Source organism: Flavobacterium rhizophilum, from assembly GCF_046000485.1.
In the GTDB taxonomy this organism is placed as follows: domain Bacteria; phylum Bacteroidota; class Bacteroidia; order Flavobacteriales; family Flavobacteriaceae; genus Flavobacterium; species Flavobacterium rhizophilum.
This window is the reverse complement of sequence record NZ_JBELQB010000004.1, coordinates 209911-226212: the sequence shown is the minus strand read 5'-3', so window position 1 is coordinate 226212 and position 16302 is coordinate 209911. Positions and strand designations below refer to the sequence as shown.

The 16302-nt window shown below is 31.7% G+C and carries 14 protein-coding genes and 1 pseudogene; 11 read left to right on the top strand and 4 right to left on the bottom strand.

Annotation, left to right across the window (positions count from 1 at the left end):
- The 5 genes from ABS768_RS06830 (at position 1) to ABS768_RS06810 (ending at position 4618) form a co-directional block, all read left to right on the top strand.
- The gene (locus tag ABS768_RS06830; RefSeq protein ID WP_408074206.1) at positions 1 to 522 is read left to right on the top strand and encodes a hypothetical protein; all 522 of its coding nucleotides are present in this window, start codon (positions 1 to 3) and stop codon (positions 520 to 522) included.
- A gap of 164 nt (positions 523 to 686) precedes the next feature.
- Positions 687 to 1643, top strand: a complete 957-nt coding sequence (locus ABS768_RS06825; RefSeq protein WP_408074205.1) for a hypothetical protein — start codon at positions 687 to 689, stop codon at positions 1641 to 1643.
- A gap of 85 nt (positions 1644 to 1728) precedes the next feature.
- Positions 1729 to 2019, top strand: a complete 291-nt coding sequence (locus tag ABS768_RS06820; protein ID WP_408074204.1) for a helix-turn-helix domain-containing protein — start codon at positions 1729 to 1731, stop codon at positions 2017 to 2019.
- Between the two features lie 93 nt (positions 2020 to 2112).
- Entirely contained in the window at positions 2113 to 3351 is a 1239-nt protein-coding gene (locus ABS768_RS06815; RefSeq protein ID WP_408074203.1) for a site-specific integrase, read from the top strand.
- A gap of 316 nt (positions 3352 to 3667) precedes the next feature.
- Positions 3668 to 4618 carry a hypothetical protein gene (locus ABS768_RS06810; RefSeq protein WP_408074202.1) on the top strand — a complete coding sequence of 317 codons (951 nt, stop codon included), beginning with the start codon at positions 3668 to 3670 and terminating at the stop codon, positions 4616 to 4618.
- Between the two features lie 23 nt (positions 4619 to 4641).
- Here ABS768_RS06810 and ABS768_RS06805 read toward each other — a convergent pair whose 3' ends face one another.
- Both ABS768_RS06805 and ABS768_RS06800 read right to left on the bottom strand, forming a co-directional pair.
- Positions 4642 to 4977: a hypothetical protein gene (locus ABS768_RS06805; RefSeq protein WP_408074201.1), complete on the bottom strand. Its 336-nt coding sequence runs from the start codon at positions 4975 to 4977 to the stop codon at positions 4642 to 4644.
- Between the two features lie 126 nt (positions 4978 to 5103).
- A complete protein-coding gene (locus ABS768_RS06800) occupies positions 5104 to 7020 on the bottom strand; it encodes a DUF3987 domain-containing protein (RefSeq protein WP_408074200.1) in 1917 nt (638 codons plus the stop codon).
- Between the two features lie 145 nt (positions 7021 to 7165).
- On the opposite strand from ABS768_RS06800, the gene ABS768_RS06795 reads away from it, so the two are divergent.
- Positions 7166 to 7540, top strand: coding sequence for a hypothetical protein (locus ABS768_RS06795; RefSeq protein ID WP_408074199.1), 375 nt, complete (start codon positions 7166 to 7168; stop codon positions 7538 to 7540).
- An 8-nt stretch (positions 7541 to 7548) separates the two neighbouring features.
- Positions 7549 to 10857: a sacsin N-terminal ATP-binding-like domain-containing protein gene (locus ABS768_RS06790; RefSeq protein ID WP_408074198.1), complete on the top strand. Its 3309-nt coding sequence runs from the start codon at positions 7549 to 7551 to the stop codon at positions 10855 to 10857.
- A 270-nt stretch (positions 10858 to 11127) separates the two neighbouring features.
- Here the strand turns inward: ABS768_RS06790 and ABS768_RS06785 are convergent.
- Positions 11128 to 11310: pseudogene (locus ABS768_RS06785) on the bottom strand (cold shock domain-containing protein); the annotation flags it as partial.
- A 145-nt stretch (positions 11311 to 11455) separates the two neighbouring features.
- Positions 11456 to 11746, bottom strand: a complete 291-nt coding sequence (locus ABS768_RS06780) for an RNA recognition motif domain-containing protein (RefSeq protein ID WP_408074197.1) — start codon at positions 11744 to 11746, stop codon at positions 11456 to 11458.
- A gap of 306 nt (positions 11747 to 12052) precedes the next feature.
- Here ABS768_RS06780 and ABS768_RS06775 point away from each other — a divergent pair, with 306 nt between their 5' ends.
- From ABS768_RS06775 to ABS768_RS06760, 4 genes are all read left to right on the top strand, one after another.
- Positions 12053 to 13309, top strand: coding sequence for a DoxX family protein (locus tag ABS768_RS06775; protein ID WP_408074196.1), 1257 nt, complete (start codon positions 12053 to 12055; stop codon positions 13307 to 13309).
- Positions 13310 to 13435: 126 nt separating this feature from the next.
- Positions 13436 to 14527, top strand: a complete 1092-nt coding sequence (locus tag ABS768_RS06770) for an acyl-CoA dehydrogenase family protein (protein ID WP_408074195.1) — start codon at positions 13436 to 13438, stop codon at positions 14525 to 14527.
- A gap of 108 nt (positions 14528 to 14635) precedes the next feature.
- Positions 14636 to 15214 carry an RNA polymerase sigma factor gene (locus ABS768_RS06765; RefSeq protein WP_408074194.1) on the top strand — a complete coding sequence of 193 codons (579 nt, stop codon included), beginning with the start codon at positions 14636 to 14638 and terminating at the stop codon, positions 15212 to 15214.
- Between the two features lie 99 nt (positions 15215 to 15313).
- Positions 15314 to 16246: a FecR family protein gene (locus ABS768_RS06760; RefSeq protein ID WP_408074193.1), complete on the top strand. Its 933-nt coding sequence runs from the start codon at positions 15314 to 15316 to the stop codon at positions 16244 to 16246.
- Positions 16247 to 16302: the final 56 nt, after the last annotated feature.

Below are 16302 nucleotides of genomic sequence, written 5' to 3'. Positions count from 1 at the left end.
ATGGATAAAATCTCAGAAGCAGAAATAAACTCTTGTACAAGAAAATTCTTATTAGATAATGACTTCCAATTCATCTCAACAAAAAATAATGGAGAAAAGTTTTATTATAGAATAAATAATACTTTTCCACCTCTTTATAAACAGCCTGATTGCTTATCTATCAAAGACAATGTAGTAATTGTTTGGGAAGAAAAAATTAAGTTCAAAGACTTATTTCGAAAACAGGCAACTAAAATTTCTGATATTGAAAAAATTTCTAATCTAACTTTACAATCAGATTGGAAAAATGATTTTATTTCTCAAATTTGCGACACACTTTCTTTTTCTCCAGAGATTATATTATTAATGGGCGGTGTTAACTCTTTAAAAGATACACAATCAACACCTAAGCATGTAATACCAAACTCTATAATTCAATTGGAAACAACTATAACCTTAAATTCTGCTAATATTAAGCTCGTAAAATGCCCTGACAACATAAAAAACCTCTTTCCCTTTACTAAATGTAGCCACATTTTATAATATTTGTAAATAACAATCATAATATGATACACTATGTATCACTACAAAATCAGATAACAGACTAATAACCAAAAAGATAAAAACATAACAAGTTAATCTGCTCCAATTTATGGTTCACATTTTACAATTTCTTACTTACTTTAGCTACAGAAATTTGTAATACAATGAAATCTTTTAAACCTAACTTACTCCATTTAAACCCAAAATCAGTTGCAAGAGTTTTTCGCATAGTAAATTTATTTACTGATTTAAATAGAAAGCCTTTAAAAACTAAGGAAGATTTGAAAGACATATTTTTTGACTATAATTACTGCAGCATAGAAAAATATTTTATAGTTACCTATATTAAACATTACCTTAATCAAGATTCATTTATTTATAGGCAATTAAATGAAAAAGAAATATTAAATAAAAAGGGATACAATGGAGAAATAGAAGATTTGGCTAAATGGAAGATTTCAACAGACAGCTATGTTAAGAAAATTACAGAAGCATGTAATTCATATTTGTTAGAAGCTGAAATTTTGTATAAAAACAGTCTACAAAATAAAATACCATATGATGCATATGAAACAACTTTTGATTTGGTTGCCTTTAATTCAATAAAAATTCCATTGAAATTAAGTTTTATTGACAAAAGCGGTAAAAGAGTTACTAAAGATTTTAAGCCTCCCCTAAAAGAAATTTTGAAAGGCTTATTAAATGATAATGATATTGATATTCTGCTTGGAAATTCTTTTGGAAATCTCCAATTATCTCCACGATTACTTGACTTAAATTATAGTAGTATAGGGGCAGTCAGGAGTAGATTCTTTAAAATATATCATCTCTATAAAAAAGAAATTGACACATTTAAAGATTATGCAGATAGTGAACATAAAAAATATTGGGACAAAAAGACAAATAACAACATCAAACCTTCACAAGCAGTGAGAGAGTTATTCACTCTTCCAGATAAAAATCTATATGAGAAGCTAACCAATAAAATTCATTTCGCTCAAATTATTTTTATCACTTATCGCAAAGAACGAGAAAAATTTATTAAAGCTAATTTAAAAAATAAGGTTTCCGTTAATGATTATATTTTTGAAAATATCTGTAAGAACATGAAGAAAACGTAATCAATTTAATTTTATACTTCTTTTACGCACAATTTAAAATAGACCATTTTATCTACAACTTTGCCTATATAAATATTAAAGGCAAATGAAAGAAAAAATAAATCACCACCTCACCAACTTATTTTTAGAAGTAAAAGCTATAATCTCAGATGAGATTATTAATTCTGTAGGTCAATCACTTAAAATTTATAATTCACGACAAAATACACTACAGCCACTTCTTACTACAGACGAATTAGCTTCCTGCCTTAAGGTATCAAAATCTCATATTAATAAGCTTCGAAAGAAATATAAAGACTTCCCTGTATTAAATATCGATGGCTCAATCCGCTTTCGTCAATCAGAGGTTGAAGAATTTTTTAAAAAGGGCACATAGGGTCATTTCTTACCCACTTTAAGTAAAACAATTTTTGCACCTAATATTTGGGGATCTTCCCGACAAAATATTGTATCATATAAAATTGTAAAAATGGCTATTTTAAAATTAACTTGTAAACATTCAGAATCACAAAAGCGCAATAATAGTAGTGAAGCTATGTTAATGTATCGTTACACTCATCAAGCTAAAACAACTTATTTTTTTACTGGAAAAAATATTGACATTCAGTACTTCGATAAAAAAAATCAATGTATTAAAAAGGCATATTCAGGACATAACAAACTTAATGTATTACTATCTGTACACCGACAAAAAATTGAAGATATAATTAATACAGCATTAGCCAATGACATTAATCCAACTGTTCTTTATGTAAAAAACCTATACAACACTAATAAAGAACAGAAAGCGGAGAAAATAAAAGTTACATTCTGGGCATTTGTTGATGGTTACTTTAAAGAGATTCATTCTAAGTTAAATCCTAATACATTGCGCTGTTATAACAATGTTATCAATAACCTAAAGAGTTACGAAAAATATGAAAACATAACTTTAGACTGGGGGAGTTTCGACACTTCTTTTTACTACAAATTTTTAGATTATTATACGGGCTATAAAGGCTTAGGTAACAACGGCTTCGGAAAAATTATCAAAGTATTGAAGTCAATACTTAACTGTGCTACAGATAGAGGTATAAACGGTAACCTTTCTTATAAAAGAAAAGAGTTTAAAGCACTTAAAGAAGATGTACACAATATATACCTCAATGAAGATGAACTTAAAAAAATAATTGCTTTGGATTTTAATGAAAATAAAAAGCTTGACAGAGCAAGAGACTTATTTATAATAGGTTGCTATACAGGCTTACGCTTTAGTGATTTTTCTACTTTAACTCCTGATAATATAAGCAAAGATTTAATTAAAATTAAAACACAGAAAACAGGTGTTGACGTAGTTATACCGATATTACCAGAAGTAAAAAAAATACTTGAAAAGTATAATGGTAAGTTACCCAAAGCATATTGTAACCAAAAGATGAATGAATACTTAAAATTAGTTGCTCAAAAGGCTAAACTTAATGACATCATACAAAAAAGTTTCAAGAGCGGAAATAAACAAATTTCTAAAAGCTATATGAAATGGCAAATCGTTTGCACTCATACAGCGAGAAGAAGCTTTGCTACTAATATGTACAAACGAGGCTTAAGCACTTTAGCAATAATGCAAATAACTGGACATACAACTGACAAATCATTTATGGCATACATTAAAATTACGAAAGAAGAAAATGCAATTATGATACTTGAACAATTGAGAAATTCAGCATAAATAAACAATCCTATTTCACATAAAGGATAGCATTTGCTATCCTTTTTTTATTTTATACGTTTATAGTAAGTAAGCTTTTTGTAATTTTACTGCAAACATATCGAAAAATATTATAGCGTTAGCTATTTCACTTGTATCTGAAAACCGCCAATTTAAAGATGCACACAAGTTAAATAGACGAACGCTCACGCTTGGCGTGGGCTTAGTTTATTTGTGTGCAGGGTGCTTGGCGGTACCTCAGATGCGGTAAGCTACAGTTCCACGCTTTTTTTTATTAACTAATACTCTACTTGGGGCTGACAGAGAGTTATCAGTTATGAAAAAGTTCCTACTCATTCTTTCAATCATGTTTATTAAAAACATTAGTATCGCACAGAATATTAAAATAGGTGAAGATGGCGAATATGCCAAGACTTTAATTGAATGGAGTGTAAGTAAACAAAACCGTTTGAATCCTCTTAAAAAATTAGACAAGCCATATTGGACAACTGATGTAAAATATGATAATGGCACACTCATTAAAATAACTCTATGTAAATTGAATCAGCCTATTACAGGTTTGACAATCAGTACTGATTTTTGTGAGTATTGCATAATTAAAAATGGCAAAATAAACACCATTACTAAAGAATTTAACTCATTAACTCTTGAATCCGTAAAAGATTTTTATATTCGAAATTATTCTTTTGAGATAATCGATAACTTATATTTTACTGACGACTTTAATTACTATTATAAATTTATACTATCAAAAGATAATACAGCTATTGTAGAATATCATAAGACCAAAAATTCATCCCTTAGCAAATCAATCCTTCAAAAAATTGAAATCATTAAGAAAAAAAGTATGGAAGCACACACCAAAGAAGTGATTAAAAACATTATGCATGAGGAAAGAAACACTGCTGACACAAGCTTCGAGATAAAGAAAATGCGAACTGAAATTAGCAAGAATAATTTCGAAATAGCAGATGATATAAAACAAGATAGTATACAAAATAGTATTCCGATCAAAAGGAACTGTATAACAAAGCCTCAGCCCCGATATATTTGCAATGAAGAAGGTACAGTGATAGTCAAAGTTACAATTAACAAAGCAGGAAAAGTAATTGAAGCTATCCCAGGTATTAATGGAACAACTAATATGGCAGAATGTCTATTAGAACAATCAAAAATAGCTGCTTTACATACTGTTTATGAGCCTAATAATCATGCTCCTGAACAACAAACAGAATTTATCTACTATAATTTTAAGTTGACAGATTAATTTAAAATTTAACTGAAGGCACATCAATTTATGCCTTCAGTTTTACTATATTTTCCGTGAGCTTCTGCTAAAATAAGCTCAACTTTTTTAAGTTTAGCTAAGTATTTTTGAACCGTACCATTAGGTATTTTTAAAGACTCTCCTGCCTTTAGAGCCTCTTGATATGTAAATTTATTCGGAAGGCTATCATATAGTTTCTGAACAATCGTTTTTAGCTCATTATACTGTTTAGGCTTATCGGGCAATTGTCCAAATATCTTAACAGTATGCATTAAAAACCAGTTTACCAAATCCATTGCTAATTCAAAATCTAAATCATCACAGACAAGATCATTAGTAATATCATTATTGTCGAGCATTCTTATTGATGATAGTAGCATTGATATTCTAAAATGTATATTAGCAATTCGTCTAATAGATGCAACAATATCTTCCCCATACAATGTCTCATATTTATTTTGGATTTTACTAAAATACTCATCAAATTAATACTGTTGTGTAGAGGTAAATCGAAACTTAATGTTACATTCTTTTGTCTTCTGAAAATAATTATAAACCTTTGTTGATAGGCTATTAAAATAATTATCTAAACTTTCATCACTTTCCCAAGAGCTTCCCCATTCTCGTAAACGTGGAAAATCCATAAACAAAAAACGACTATAAAGACCATTTTGAGAAGATGGCATTAATTTAAAAAGCTGATCCTTAGTTCCAGAAAGAACTATTGAAACACGTGGGTTTTCAATCTCAATACTATTTTCTTCATCTACCCTTAACATCGATACATCTTCAAATTCAAAAAAGCGCCTTAGCATATCTGAAAAGCTACCCCAATCATCATTTTTCATTACACCATTAAGAGAATCTGCCTCAGTTTCAAAAACGATACTTCTGCTATTATTCTTGAATAGCTGCTTTATAAATGCTGGAACACTTGCATTTGCAGCTTGAAAAACTGTTTGCCGTTTAGGTTTTTCTCCTTTCTTATTATCTTCCTCGTATTCAGCTTTTGCATTCTTATAATTTTGATCATACTTATTTTGTAAGCAATTCCCTAGTTTTCTTGTCCACTTCATAACTCCTTTTCCTGAACCTGCAGGAGCTGTAATAAAAATAAACAAATTCGGATAGACTATATTTCTTCTGTAAACACCGCTAACCTCAACAAGATTACTAAGAACTCCCAAACTTGCAGCTAATAGTAAATCCTTCTGAACCTGATTTTTAAATGGTGTAGTAATACGTTGTATAAGTGGTGGCAAATTTTCATATACCTTCTTAGGTATTGAAGCATAAGATTGCTTTTCATTTTGCTCAACAAAATCTTCGATTTCATCTATTTCTCCAACCTCTTCAGTTTGTATATTTTCTATAACTGCATTACACTCTAATTTTTTATCATCAAATTGATTTAAGAATACTTTTAGCTTATCTATTGAAAGTTCATTCTTAATATAGTCAGATACATCTTTTAAATTATTGTCGGATTTTACCTCTACAATGGAAGAAAGATTAGCAATCTGCCATAAATGCTCCCGTGATAACTTAGTTGCTTCTCTGCGTCCTGTTTCATCTAAATCATATAATACTACCACAATATATTCATCATAGTAGAGCTCCTTTACTAATCTTCTTGATATAGTTGCTACTTCGCTTCCCACACAAATAGCTTGAAAACCTAAACTATGTAACGTCATAACATCTTTTTCACCTCCTGTAATAAAGAGTAATTTACTGTCAGTTTGATAATTCCAACCAAACACATGCTCTTGCCCGTGTTTACCCAAATAGCTAAACTTATATTTCCTTTCTGCTGTTGGACGATAAATTTTATAATAACTTCCCATTTTGTAAGCAAAAGTCATATCTCCTTGCCAGATGTATTTACTTAAACCATCTTTATAAGTGAGAGTATAGCCGTTTATTTGAGTTACTTGATTAGTTTTTAAGATTTTTTCAGTAATCCCATAGTCTTGCCAAAATTTATTTGCTTCATCTGACATTACAACTTCATGCAAATCCACCTTAACTATTTCTGATTTTTCAAAGTTGATTTCGTTAGGAAGTTCTTCGTCAATTTTAGTTTTCCTTTCTTCTAAAACCTGTTTCATCTTTAGTAGAAGGTCATTGAAACCTGTATTTATATCAATACTATATTCCAACGCATACAAATTGAAACAATCACCTTGAAAGTTTGAGTCACCATAATCTTTAAACCGCCATCTACCACTATCATCCTCATAAATTGAAAGACTACCATTCTTATCGCGATAAAAAGGATTCTTAAGGTTTTTGCTTCGCTTTTTTGTTGCCCAACGTAGCTGATCCCCAAAATAGATTTTAAAGAAGTCTAAGCCATTATTACTTCTTTCTAATAGTTCTGTTTTTAAATCCGCATTCATAAATTAAAATTTAAGTTAGAATGCGAAAGTACATTCCAAGGGAAAGCTAGGTAATTGTACGTAAAATTAAATTGCCATTTAATTTTTTACGCGTTAACATATATAATATAGAATCAAAATAATACATTGCATAAAAAATCAATGTATGAATATAATTGTTAGAGCCTACTTAATTGAGCTTGCACGAAAAAGATTTAATCAGACGGTTACATATCAGAAACTATCTGATGATTGTAAACTTGGTTTTAATATGCATGCCAATCCTTCTGATAGATTAGCTATAGCTTCAATTCTTGATACTATATCCCGATATGAACATTCATTTGAGAGACCATTACTTAGTGCGCTTGTTATTAGAGCTTCGGATAGTCGTGAAGGTGACGGATTCTACACATTAGCACAAGAGTTAGGTTTTGGAGAAGCAAAAAAATTAAAGAAGGAAAGAATTTTCGAAGTATCGCAAATAAAAAAATGTATAAGTTTTTGGGAGGATAATGAAAATTACAACTTGTTTAAATAATAACTAATATGTTAGATAAAACATACATTAAAAACCGTAGAAATGAAATTGCCGGAATTAGACATGCTGATAGCGTATATAGAGATATTGAAGCACGTTTAAAAGAAAGAAATGAATATGAAGAGCGATGGTTTTGGGAATTACTTCAAAATGCTAAAGATTCTGTTGAAGAGAATGGAAGAGTTCATATTAGAATTGATATAACTGAAAATTCATTATCATTTTCTCATTCAGGAAATCCGTTTGAACTCGATGATATATTAAGTCTTATTGTTCAAGGTTCATCAAAAGTTGATAAGACGAAAGTGGGGCGTTTCGGGACAGGTTTTATGACAACCTATTTACTATCAAGAGAAGTTGAAATTACAGGGGCACTGACAAACAATGATGGATTCTTCTCGTTTAAATTAAACAGAAACGCTATTGACAATATAGAATTTTACGAGTTACAAAAAAAATCAAACGATGAATTTGATAATTCACTTAGAGAATCAAGTTATTTGGGAACAAGCCTCTATCAAACCCGATTCAAATATTTATTCGATGACTTAGGCAAAAATACAGCGAATGTAGGACTCAAGAGCATTAATAACCTAATACCATACACACAACTCTTCAATAACGAGATAGCTTCAATAGTTATAAATAACAACGGCGTAATTAATGAATATGAAAAAGAGCAATTAGAGAATATTTTAATAGAAGGTAAAAGTATTGAGACTTGGAGAGTGACTAATGTAGTAGAGGGTGATGTACAAAGCGCATATATCGCTTATCTATACAGGGATTCAAAATATGATGTAAGTATATTAGTTAATGAGGAAACAAGAGAAATAGTAGATCTTAGTACAGAAGGTGCTAAATTATTTTTTATATTTCCGTTAATTGGCACTGAAGGAATAGGAATTCCTGTTGTTATCAATTCAAGACACTTCGATCCTAAAATTGAAAGGGATGGCATCTACTTAAATTACTCTCATGACTCCGACAACAATAAAAGTATTATTAAAAATGCTTTATCAATCTGTTGCCCCTTATTCTTACAAGTACTTAAAGAGAAAAAAATCAATAATATCTTTAAAATTTATGATTTCAAGGAAGAAAAAGACTATCATTGGATTGATTCAGAATGGTTTAGATTACTTAAAATTGAAATTATTAAATCCCTTTGCTCAATTAACTGTATTACTTATCATAATAGTAAAGAATATTGCTCATTTAATGATCTAACTATACCGTATAACAATAGTGAGGATATTTCGTTCGAAATTTGGACTCTTTATAGTGAACTTGAAAATGCAAAAATACCTGATATCGCAAGATTAATCGAATGGATTAATGTGTCAAAAAATATAGCCCAACTTTATAAGACTGACATTTATAATATATCTTCTATAAAAGGCATAAAAAACCTGATAGATATTGTAGAGGATCAACGTAATCTTGTTAACCTTACAACGTTATTACGTGAAAAAGATAAAATATTTCCTTTCATAAATAATTTATATAAGACAATTATTCAAGAATACTCTCAATTCCCTTTAGATAAATCAATTTTATTAAATAAAAATGGAGTGTTCAGAATAGCAGAAGGAATGCATTGGGACAATGTAACTGACGAAGTTCTTAATCAAATTTCAACAAGTCTGAACATTAATTTCCCAAATAAACTTATAGCAGAAGAAATAGACTTTTTTGAATCTCCTGGCATTGATGTATTAACAAAAAATCATGCTGTAGAAATTTTAAAAAACACATTAAATACTTTACCCGATAGAGAATATCTTGATGAAAATAATCAAGCTTCAAATGCTAAATTTTTAAAATGGTTAATCGGAGAATCTGATATAGATAATATAAAAAACCTTAAAATAATAAGTGATTTTAAATTAGACTCTGAATCTATAGTCGTACAAACTTTTATTAAAGCTAAACACCTAATCCTTACACCAATAAATTTTTTCAACGAAGAATTTCCTTTATACTCAAACTTAATACGAGAAAAGGATTGCATGCATTCAATCTATAGTTCAATTCTTTCTGATAATGATTTCCGATATCTTGATAATAATGGATTTATCCATTATAGCCCTTTAGTTGTTCGAACAGAATTATTAGATATTAAAAACGTAGAAACACTTTTAGTTAACCCTACAGATATTGAATTTTTAAAAGATGAAGAAGGTAAATTGAAATTCCCAATAGAGTGTACGTATTCTGATTTCGCATATCTAACAGCTTCTGATGGCCACATTTATGAAAGAAATTCTTCCTCAAAATCAAGCATGGAAAGATTCAGGTTCTTATTTCAAGAAGCTGTCGAAAAAGATCCTTTTTTTGATGAAGAATATTATAAACACTATATAGAAGGTATCGATAAAACATTTCTCTTCAGTAAAACAATGTGGCTAAATAGAGCCAAAGTTTTACCGTGGGTTATTGCAAAAAATATTCTGCCTGATTCTGAGAAAAAAATGTTGAATGTACCACCTAATTCTCAAAATTTATCTGATTTAATTAAAAATGAAGATTCAATAATGAGATTATTACGAGAAGAAAAGAAACAAAAATTCCTTTCTAGGTTAGGCGTCGGTGTATCTGACTTAATTAGAAATACCTTACCTAACGATCAAAAAATAAGTTGGGACAAAGCAATCACTAATATCATTACAAGTAATATTGACCCTGAATTAGTTCAAGCAATATTTAGTGATCCAAACATAAGGAAAGAATATGAAAACCGATTAAGCCAACGAAACTTAATACAAAGAAATCAAAATATTGGCGCTACTGTAGAACGACTTTTTAAAGAGCTTATTATAAATTACAACACTGATGGAATAAATATTAATATTAACCGTAAGCCTTTTGGTAGTGATTACATATTAACAGAAGATTCTTCTGATTTAGTTAATCAAAACGGTGAAAGAGAAAGTTTTCAAATTGGTACTTGGCTCATAGAACTTAAAGCAACTGGAAAGCAATCTGCAAGTATGACTGAGTTGCAAGTTAAAACAGCTGTAAAACCAAATCAAAACTATGCTTTAATTGTCATTCCACTTCAAGACTGCGAAATTAATATTGAATATATAAGATCAAATGCAAAGGTCATTGTTGACATAAGATCATATCTGCAATCAATTCATAACGATTATAGTAATATCAAATTCCAAAAAGAAGGATTAATTCAGGGAAAAAATGGAGTGTCTGTTGAAATAGAAGAACAAAGCGTTAGATTTAAAATTGCTTCATCTGTATGGAATAAAATAGGTGTTTATAGCATTGAGAGTTTTGTCGCTACAAATTTTTCTAATTAAGTAAATTCAATTGTTTGTTAAAAATGGTCAAATATTTATATGTGTATAGAGATGTCTATTGATATTACATTTCAAATGATTAGTTATATAAATGCGCAAATTATGCTCTATAATAGTCCATAAATGCATTTTAAGCCAATACTGGAGGTACCACAAACAAAAAAGCCGATTTACATTTTGTAAATCGGCTTTTGTTTTTTATGTAAAACCTGTACTTGTTTATTTGTATTTCTTGTTAAAAGCATCACTACGCTTTTCATTTTTCACTTCAGGCTGCTTTTGTACCGGTGGTGTAGAGGTTAACTGCCCGTTCTTATCAACATAAACAAACATATCTTCCAGGCTTTTCCCTTTATTGTTGTTTGTTTTCCTATCCTCTCTCTTTAATTCTTTTTCTTTTTTCTTTTTAATCTTCTTTTTGATATTCTCTTTTTTTGTAAATGAGTCTGGCATAAATGTTATTTAGTTTTTAATTTATATTTACTTGTTTGTATTTGGCCGCAAAAGCCAACGATAGTCTTTTTAAGTACACCCCTAAAACAAAAAACCAAGGATAATACATAAAATGCTACCCTTAGTAATTTTAATCAGGTTAGCTCTAGTAACTCCTTTTGTTAAACTTAAAGTTACCGCCTCCCGAATGGGCAGGCTTTTTGCGTGCTTCGTTTACAACTATATTACTAGATTCAAAAATGGTCGCATTAAGCTCATCAATAGCTTTTTCTCCTTCTTTTTTACTACTCATTTCAACAAAACCAAATCCTTTGGATAAACCCGTAAGACTGTCTGTTATAACTTTCGCTGTTTCGACCTCGCCATATGTTGCGAATAGGTCACGTAATTTGGTTTCTGAAGTCTCCTGACTCAGATTCCCTACATAAATGTTCATGATAAAAATTTGTTTAGATTAGAAAAGTGGCAACTGAAACGCCAGGCTGAAGAGTAAAGTGTAAACAAATCGCAGATCAGAGAAAGCTCAGGCAGAAAACCAATATGCGTAAAGGTAAGCATAATAATTTCATTTACACCATATTATTGGAAAAACTACACAAAACAGCACTAATATACCACCAGACAACAGCAAAGAAAAAACACATCAACAAATACTACCGCTTTTCAAAGCTGAAACAAAAGAAAATGCCTACAACATTTTTAAATCATCTGCGTTATTGACTACAAAATAAAACCAGCTATAATGAACCAACCAAACACCTTAACCGCAACGCCGTGGAATGGCTTTACTAAATTCCTTTTCCGGTTTTTCTTTGCATTTTGTGCCTTTTCAATACTGCCTGCAATAGGAAATATATTGTTTAACATCACTAACGAACTAGTCGGTTCGCTATTAGGCACAGAGGTTAGTTATCATCCCAGTGGCAGCGGAGACACCCTATATGATTACTACAAATTAGCTTTCCGGCTTATCCTTGCATTAATTGTAGCATTAATTTGGACTCTTGTTGACAGGAAAAGCAAAGAATATAAACTTATACTGTATCTTCAGGAAACCTACATCCGCTACTATTTAGGAGCTTTTATGCTTGTTTACGGTTTTTCAAAAGTCATTAAAACCCAGTTTGGATACCCTTCGCTTCCTGCCCTGCTATCACCTTTAGGAGACAAATCTCCTATGGGACTGGCCTGGACTTTTATGGGATATTCTGACACTTATTCTATATTCTCAGGATTATGTGAAGTGGCTGGCGGATTGCTTTTAATGTACCGCAAAACAAGAACACTGGGAGCCATTGTATGTTTTGGTGTAATGCTTAATGTATTTTTAATAAACATGTCTTACGACATTCCGGTCAAGCTATTTTCTTTTGAACTTTTATTCCTTTCTGCCTTCTTTATAGGCCTGGACTACAAAAGGCTTGTAAATGTATTTATCCTTAACAAACCCGTAGGCACACAGGTTAACCGCCCCCCCTTTAAACCGAAATGGGCAAACCTTACTACTCAAATTGCAAAAGGCGTAGCCATAGTAGCCGCTTCAGGGTTAATGATATATAACGGACTGAAATCTCAGGCACAATATGGAGATGCTGCCCCTAAACCACCTATGTACGGAATTTATGAAGTGGAAGAATTTGTAATAAATAACGACACCCTTCCACCAATGCTTACTGATACCATAAGATGGCGTTATGTTATTATAGATAAATGGGATTCAGGCAATGTTTTTAAAATGCAGACTTCAGGATCAAAAAACAGAATATATTTTAGATCAAAAACTGACACCCTTAACAAACATATTTCATTTATAAGCTACAACGATTCTACAGAAGTAGGTAAATTTAAATACTACAAAACCGACAGCATTCATTATACATTTGAAGGTATTTATAAAAACGATACTATAAAAATGAACACCCTGCGTACAGATGAAAATGATTACCTGCTTATGAATAGAGGTTTCCATTGGATAAACGAATATCCGTATAACAGGTAATAGTTTTAACACACAGATAGTATCAGACTTAAAGTCTGATACTACATTTTTAATATTTCTGTCGTTTTGATTTTCTGCAACCAGGCTATGTTTTACTTTTGCAAAGTATCAGTATAAAAAACTATTATGGGTAATTTTGAGTTTAACGATTTATGGGTACAAATCATAAAGGAACATGCTGGGCAATCAGAAAAAAACGGTAAACTTCATCCCGAAATCCTTAACCTCATCCATTCCAAAAACTGGTTTAATATTTATGTACCCAAAGTATATGGCGGACTGGAAAAGCCATTACCTGAGATACTACGGCTGGAAGAACAAATTGCCAAAGCCGACGGCAGTACCGGATGGACCGTTACCCTTTGTAGCGGAGCAGCCTGGTTTGCTGCATTTTTAGAACCTGATTTAGCTAAAGAGATATTTAGCAACCCGAACGTATGCCTCGCAGGAAGCGGCGCTACAACAGGTACGGCAACTATTACTAAAAACGGATATATAATTAACGGGAACTGGAAATATGCAAGCGGAGCACTGCATGCCACTCACTTTACTATGAACTGTGTTGTAAAAAATACAGATGGATCTGCTGTTATTAATGATGATAATGAAGAACTTGTTCTTTCCTTCCTGCTTAAAAAAGATGAAGTAACCGTAGTACCTAACTGGCCATCTATAGGAATGATAGCATCGGGTAGTCATAGCTTTACGGTAAATAACATTGAAGTTCCTTCAAATCGGAGCTTTACCATAAACGGAAGTCCTAAAACAGAAGCACCTTACCTCAACTACCCCTTCCTGCAATTAGCTGAAGCCACGCTGGCTGTAAACTTTTTAGGGATGGCATCACATTTTATTGATTTAGTAAAAGATCTGTTTTATCACAGATCGGGCATGGAACGTTTTACCCCCGAACAGAAAACCTATTTTGAAACCGAATTCAAAAAAGTAAAACTGGAACTTAAAGATAATTCACAGCGTTTTTATGAAGCAGTAGATTTATCGTGGGAGAATTATATAAAGCATAATGTTATTACAAATGATATACTTAAACAAGTATCACATTACAGCAGGACTTTAGCCCACACTGCTCGTAAAGTTACCGACACCCTATACCCTTACTGCGGACTCGAAGCTGCCAAAACCGGATCGGAACTCAATCGTGTATGGAGGGATTTGCACACGGCAAGTCAGCATTCGCTACTCACTTTCCCGTTTTAAAAAAGCACAAAACACCTTATCAATTTAAACATTACATAACACAAACTTAAAATAAATCTCTGGTAGGTTTTGCAGGATTGTCATTCATTTGCCTATGCTGTTTTTACCATGAGAGAAAAGCTTACTTCATTACCAGACAATGAATTACAAAACCTTTTAAAGAAAGAGGATGAGGGGGCTTTTAGTGTTATTTTTGACCGCTACTGGAAAAAACTCTACAACTACGCCCATAAAATTTATCGTGACGAAGAAATTTGCCAGGACATCGTTCAGGAAATTTTTATCAGTCTTTGGAACAACGCTTCCTCCTCAAACATATTAAATCTTGAAGCCTATCTTATGCGTTCGGTAAAATACAGGATAGCCAACCATATTAGAGGGCTAAAATTCAGTCAGGAACATATTGATGTGTTGCAGGACATTCCTACTCCGTCCAAAACAACCGTTGATATCGAATATCAGGAATTTGAAAAAGGCATCCTTACCGAGATTGAAAAACTTTCCCCAAAATGTCGTGAAGTTTTCCTTTTAAGCCGTTTTGAAAACTACACTAATAGCGAAATTGCAAAAAAACTCAATTTATCGGTACATACTGTAGAAAAGCATATAAGCAACGCTATTAAACACCTACGCAACAACTTAGACAATTATCAGCTGGCAATAGTTGTTATTTCATTGTTTCTTTAATGTTACGGCTTAACCGCGTTTTTTAAGAAAACATTAAACGTCTTTTTCCTACTACTTGTTGGGGTCAAAAAATGTGACTTAAGGGTAAAAGCAAGTATTTTGAAAAAAGAAGATTTTATCGTTTTAACCCAAAAGTATGCATCCGGCAACTGCACTGAAGAAGAAAAAAATGCTGTTGAAGCCTACTTTGAAAAAATGCAAAAAACTACTGATGATATCCCCGAGTACATTCTTGACTCAAAAAGGGACAGTATCTACAATACTATAAACAAAGCCATAAAACCTGTTAAGGTCATACCATTATGGAAAAAAGCCATGAGGGTTGCCGCCACACTGTTTATAGTAGCCGGACTTGCTTTTTGCTACATGCTTATTAATAAAGAAATCCCCACTATTACCGAATTTGCCGCTAAAGGAGAGAAAAAAGAAGTTATGCTGCACGATGGCAGCGTGGTAGTACTTAACTCCAACAGCAGCATAAGCTATCCTGAAGAGTTTGGTAAAACCAGGGAGGTGAAGCTTGAGGGTGAAGCTTACTTTAAAGTATTTCGCAACCCTCAGCAGCCTTTTATAGTTCAAACCCATAAGGTAGATATAAAAGTACTGGGAACCTCATTCAACATTAATGCTTACGACACTCTTAATACCAAAGTAAGTGTGCTTACCGGAAAAGTACAGGTGACTGACGATACAGGAAAAAAAGTATTTCTCATTAAAGATGAACAGGCAGAATATACCACTCAAAATGAATTTGTACTCTCTAAAGAGAACAGCAGCGATGGTATAGCCTGGACTAAAAACATAATAATACTTAAAGACAATACTCTTGCCGAAACTGCCAGAATACTTGAAAACTGGTATGATGTATCCATAAAATTTGAAGACAGCCGCCTTGAGAACCTTACCATAACCGGTAAGTATAAAAACGAGAAGCTGGAAAACATATTAGAGAGTATCGCCTTCCTTAAAGAAGTAAAAATTGATTATTTAACTAAAAACCAAATTATTATAAGAAGAAATACCCAACATTAACCAATACAAAAAAACCCGCGTCTGCTGCAACAGAAACGGGCCACTTACTTAAAACA

Coding starts and splice junctions, on each gene's coding strand:
- ABS768_RS06830 (WP_408074206.1), top strand. CDS start 1: ATGGATAAAATCTCAGAAGCAGAAATAAACTCTTGTACAAGAAAATTC.
- ABS768_RS06825 (WP_408074205.1), top strand. CDS start 687: ATGAAATCTTTTAAACCTAACTTACTCCATTTAAACCCAAAATCAGTT.
- ABS768_RS06820 (WP_408074204.1), top strand. CDS start 1,729: ATGAAAGAAAAAATAAATCACCACCTCACCAACTTATTTTTAGAAGTA.
- ABS768_RS06815 (WP_408074203.1), top strand. CDS start 2,113: ATGGCTATTTTAAAATTAACTTGTAAACATTCAGAATCACAAAAGCGC.
- ABS768_RS06810 (WP_408074202.1), top strand. CDS start 3,668: ATGAAAAAGTTCCTACTCATTCTTTCAATCATGTTTATTAAAAACATT.
- ABS768_RS06805 (WP_408074201.1), bottom strand. CDS start 4,977: ATGCTCGACAATAATGATATTACTAATGATCTTGTCTGTGATGATTTA.
- ABS768_RS06800 (WP_408074200.1), bottom strand. CDS start 7,020: ATGAATGCGGATTTAAAAACAGAACTATTAGAAAGAAGTAATAATGGC.
- ABS768_RS06795 (WP_408074199.1), top strand. CDS start 7,166: ATGAATATAATTGTTAGAGCCTACTTAATTGAGCTTGCACGAAAAAGA.
- ABS768_RS06790 (WP_408074198.1), top strand. CDS start 7,549: ATGTTAGATAAAACATACATTAAAAACCGTAGAAATGAAATTGCCGGA.
- ABS768_RS06780 (WP_408074197.1), bottom strand. CDS start 11,746: ATGAACATTTATGTAGGGAATCTGAGTCAGGAGACTTCAGAAACCAAA.
- ABS768_RS06775 (WP_408074196.1), top strand. CDS start 12,053: ATGAACCAACCAAACACCTTAACCGCAACGCCGTGGAATGGCTTTACT.
- ABS768_RS06770 (WP_408074195.1), top strand. CDS start 13,436: ATGGGTAATTTTGAGTTTAACGATTTATGGGTACAAATCATAAAGGAA.
- ABS768_RS06765 (WP_408074194.1), top strand. CDS start 14,636: ATGAGAGAAAAGCTTACTTCATTACCAGACAATGAATTACAAAACCTT.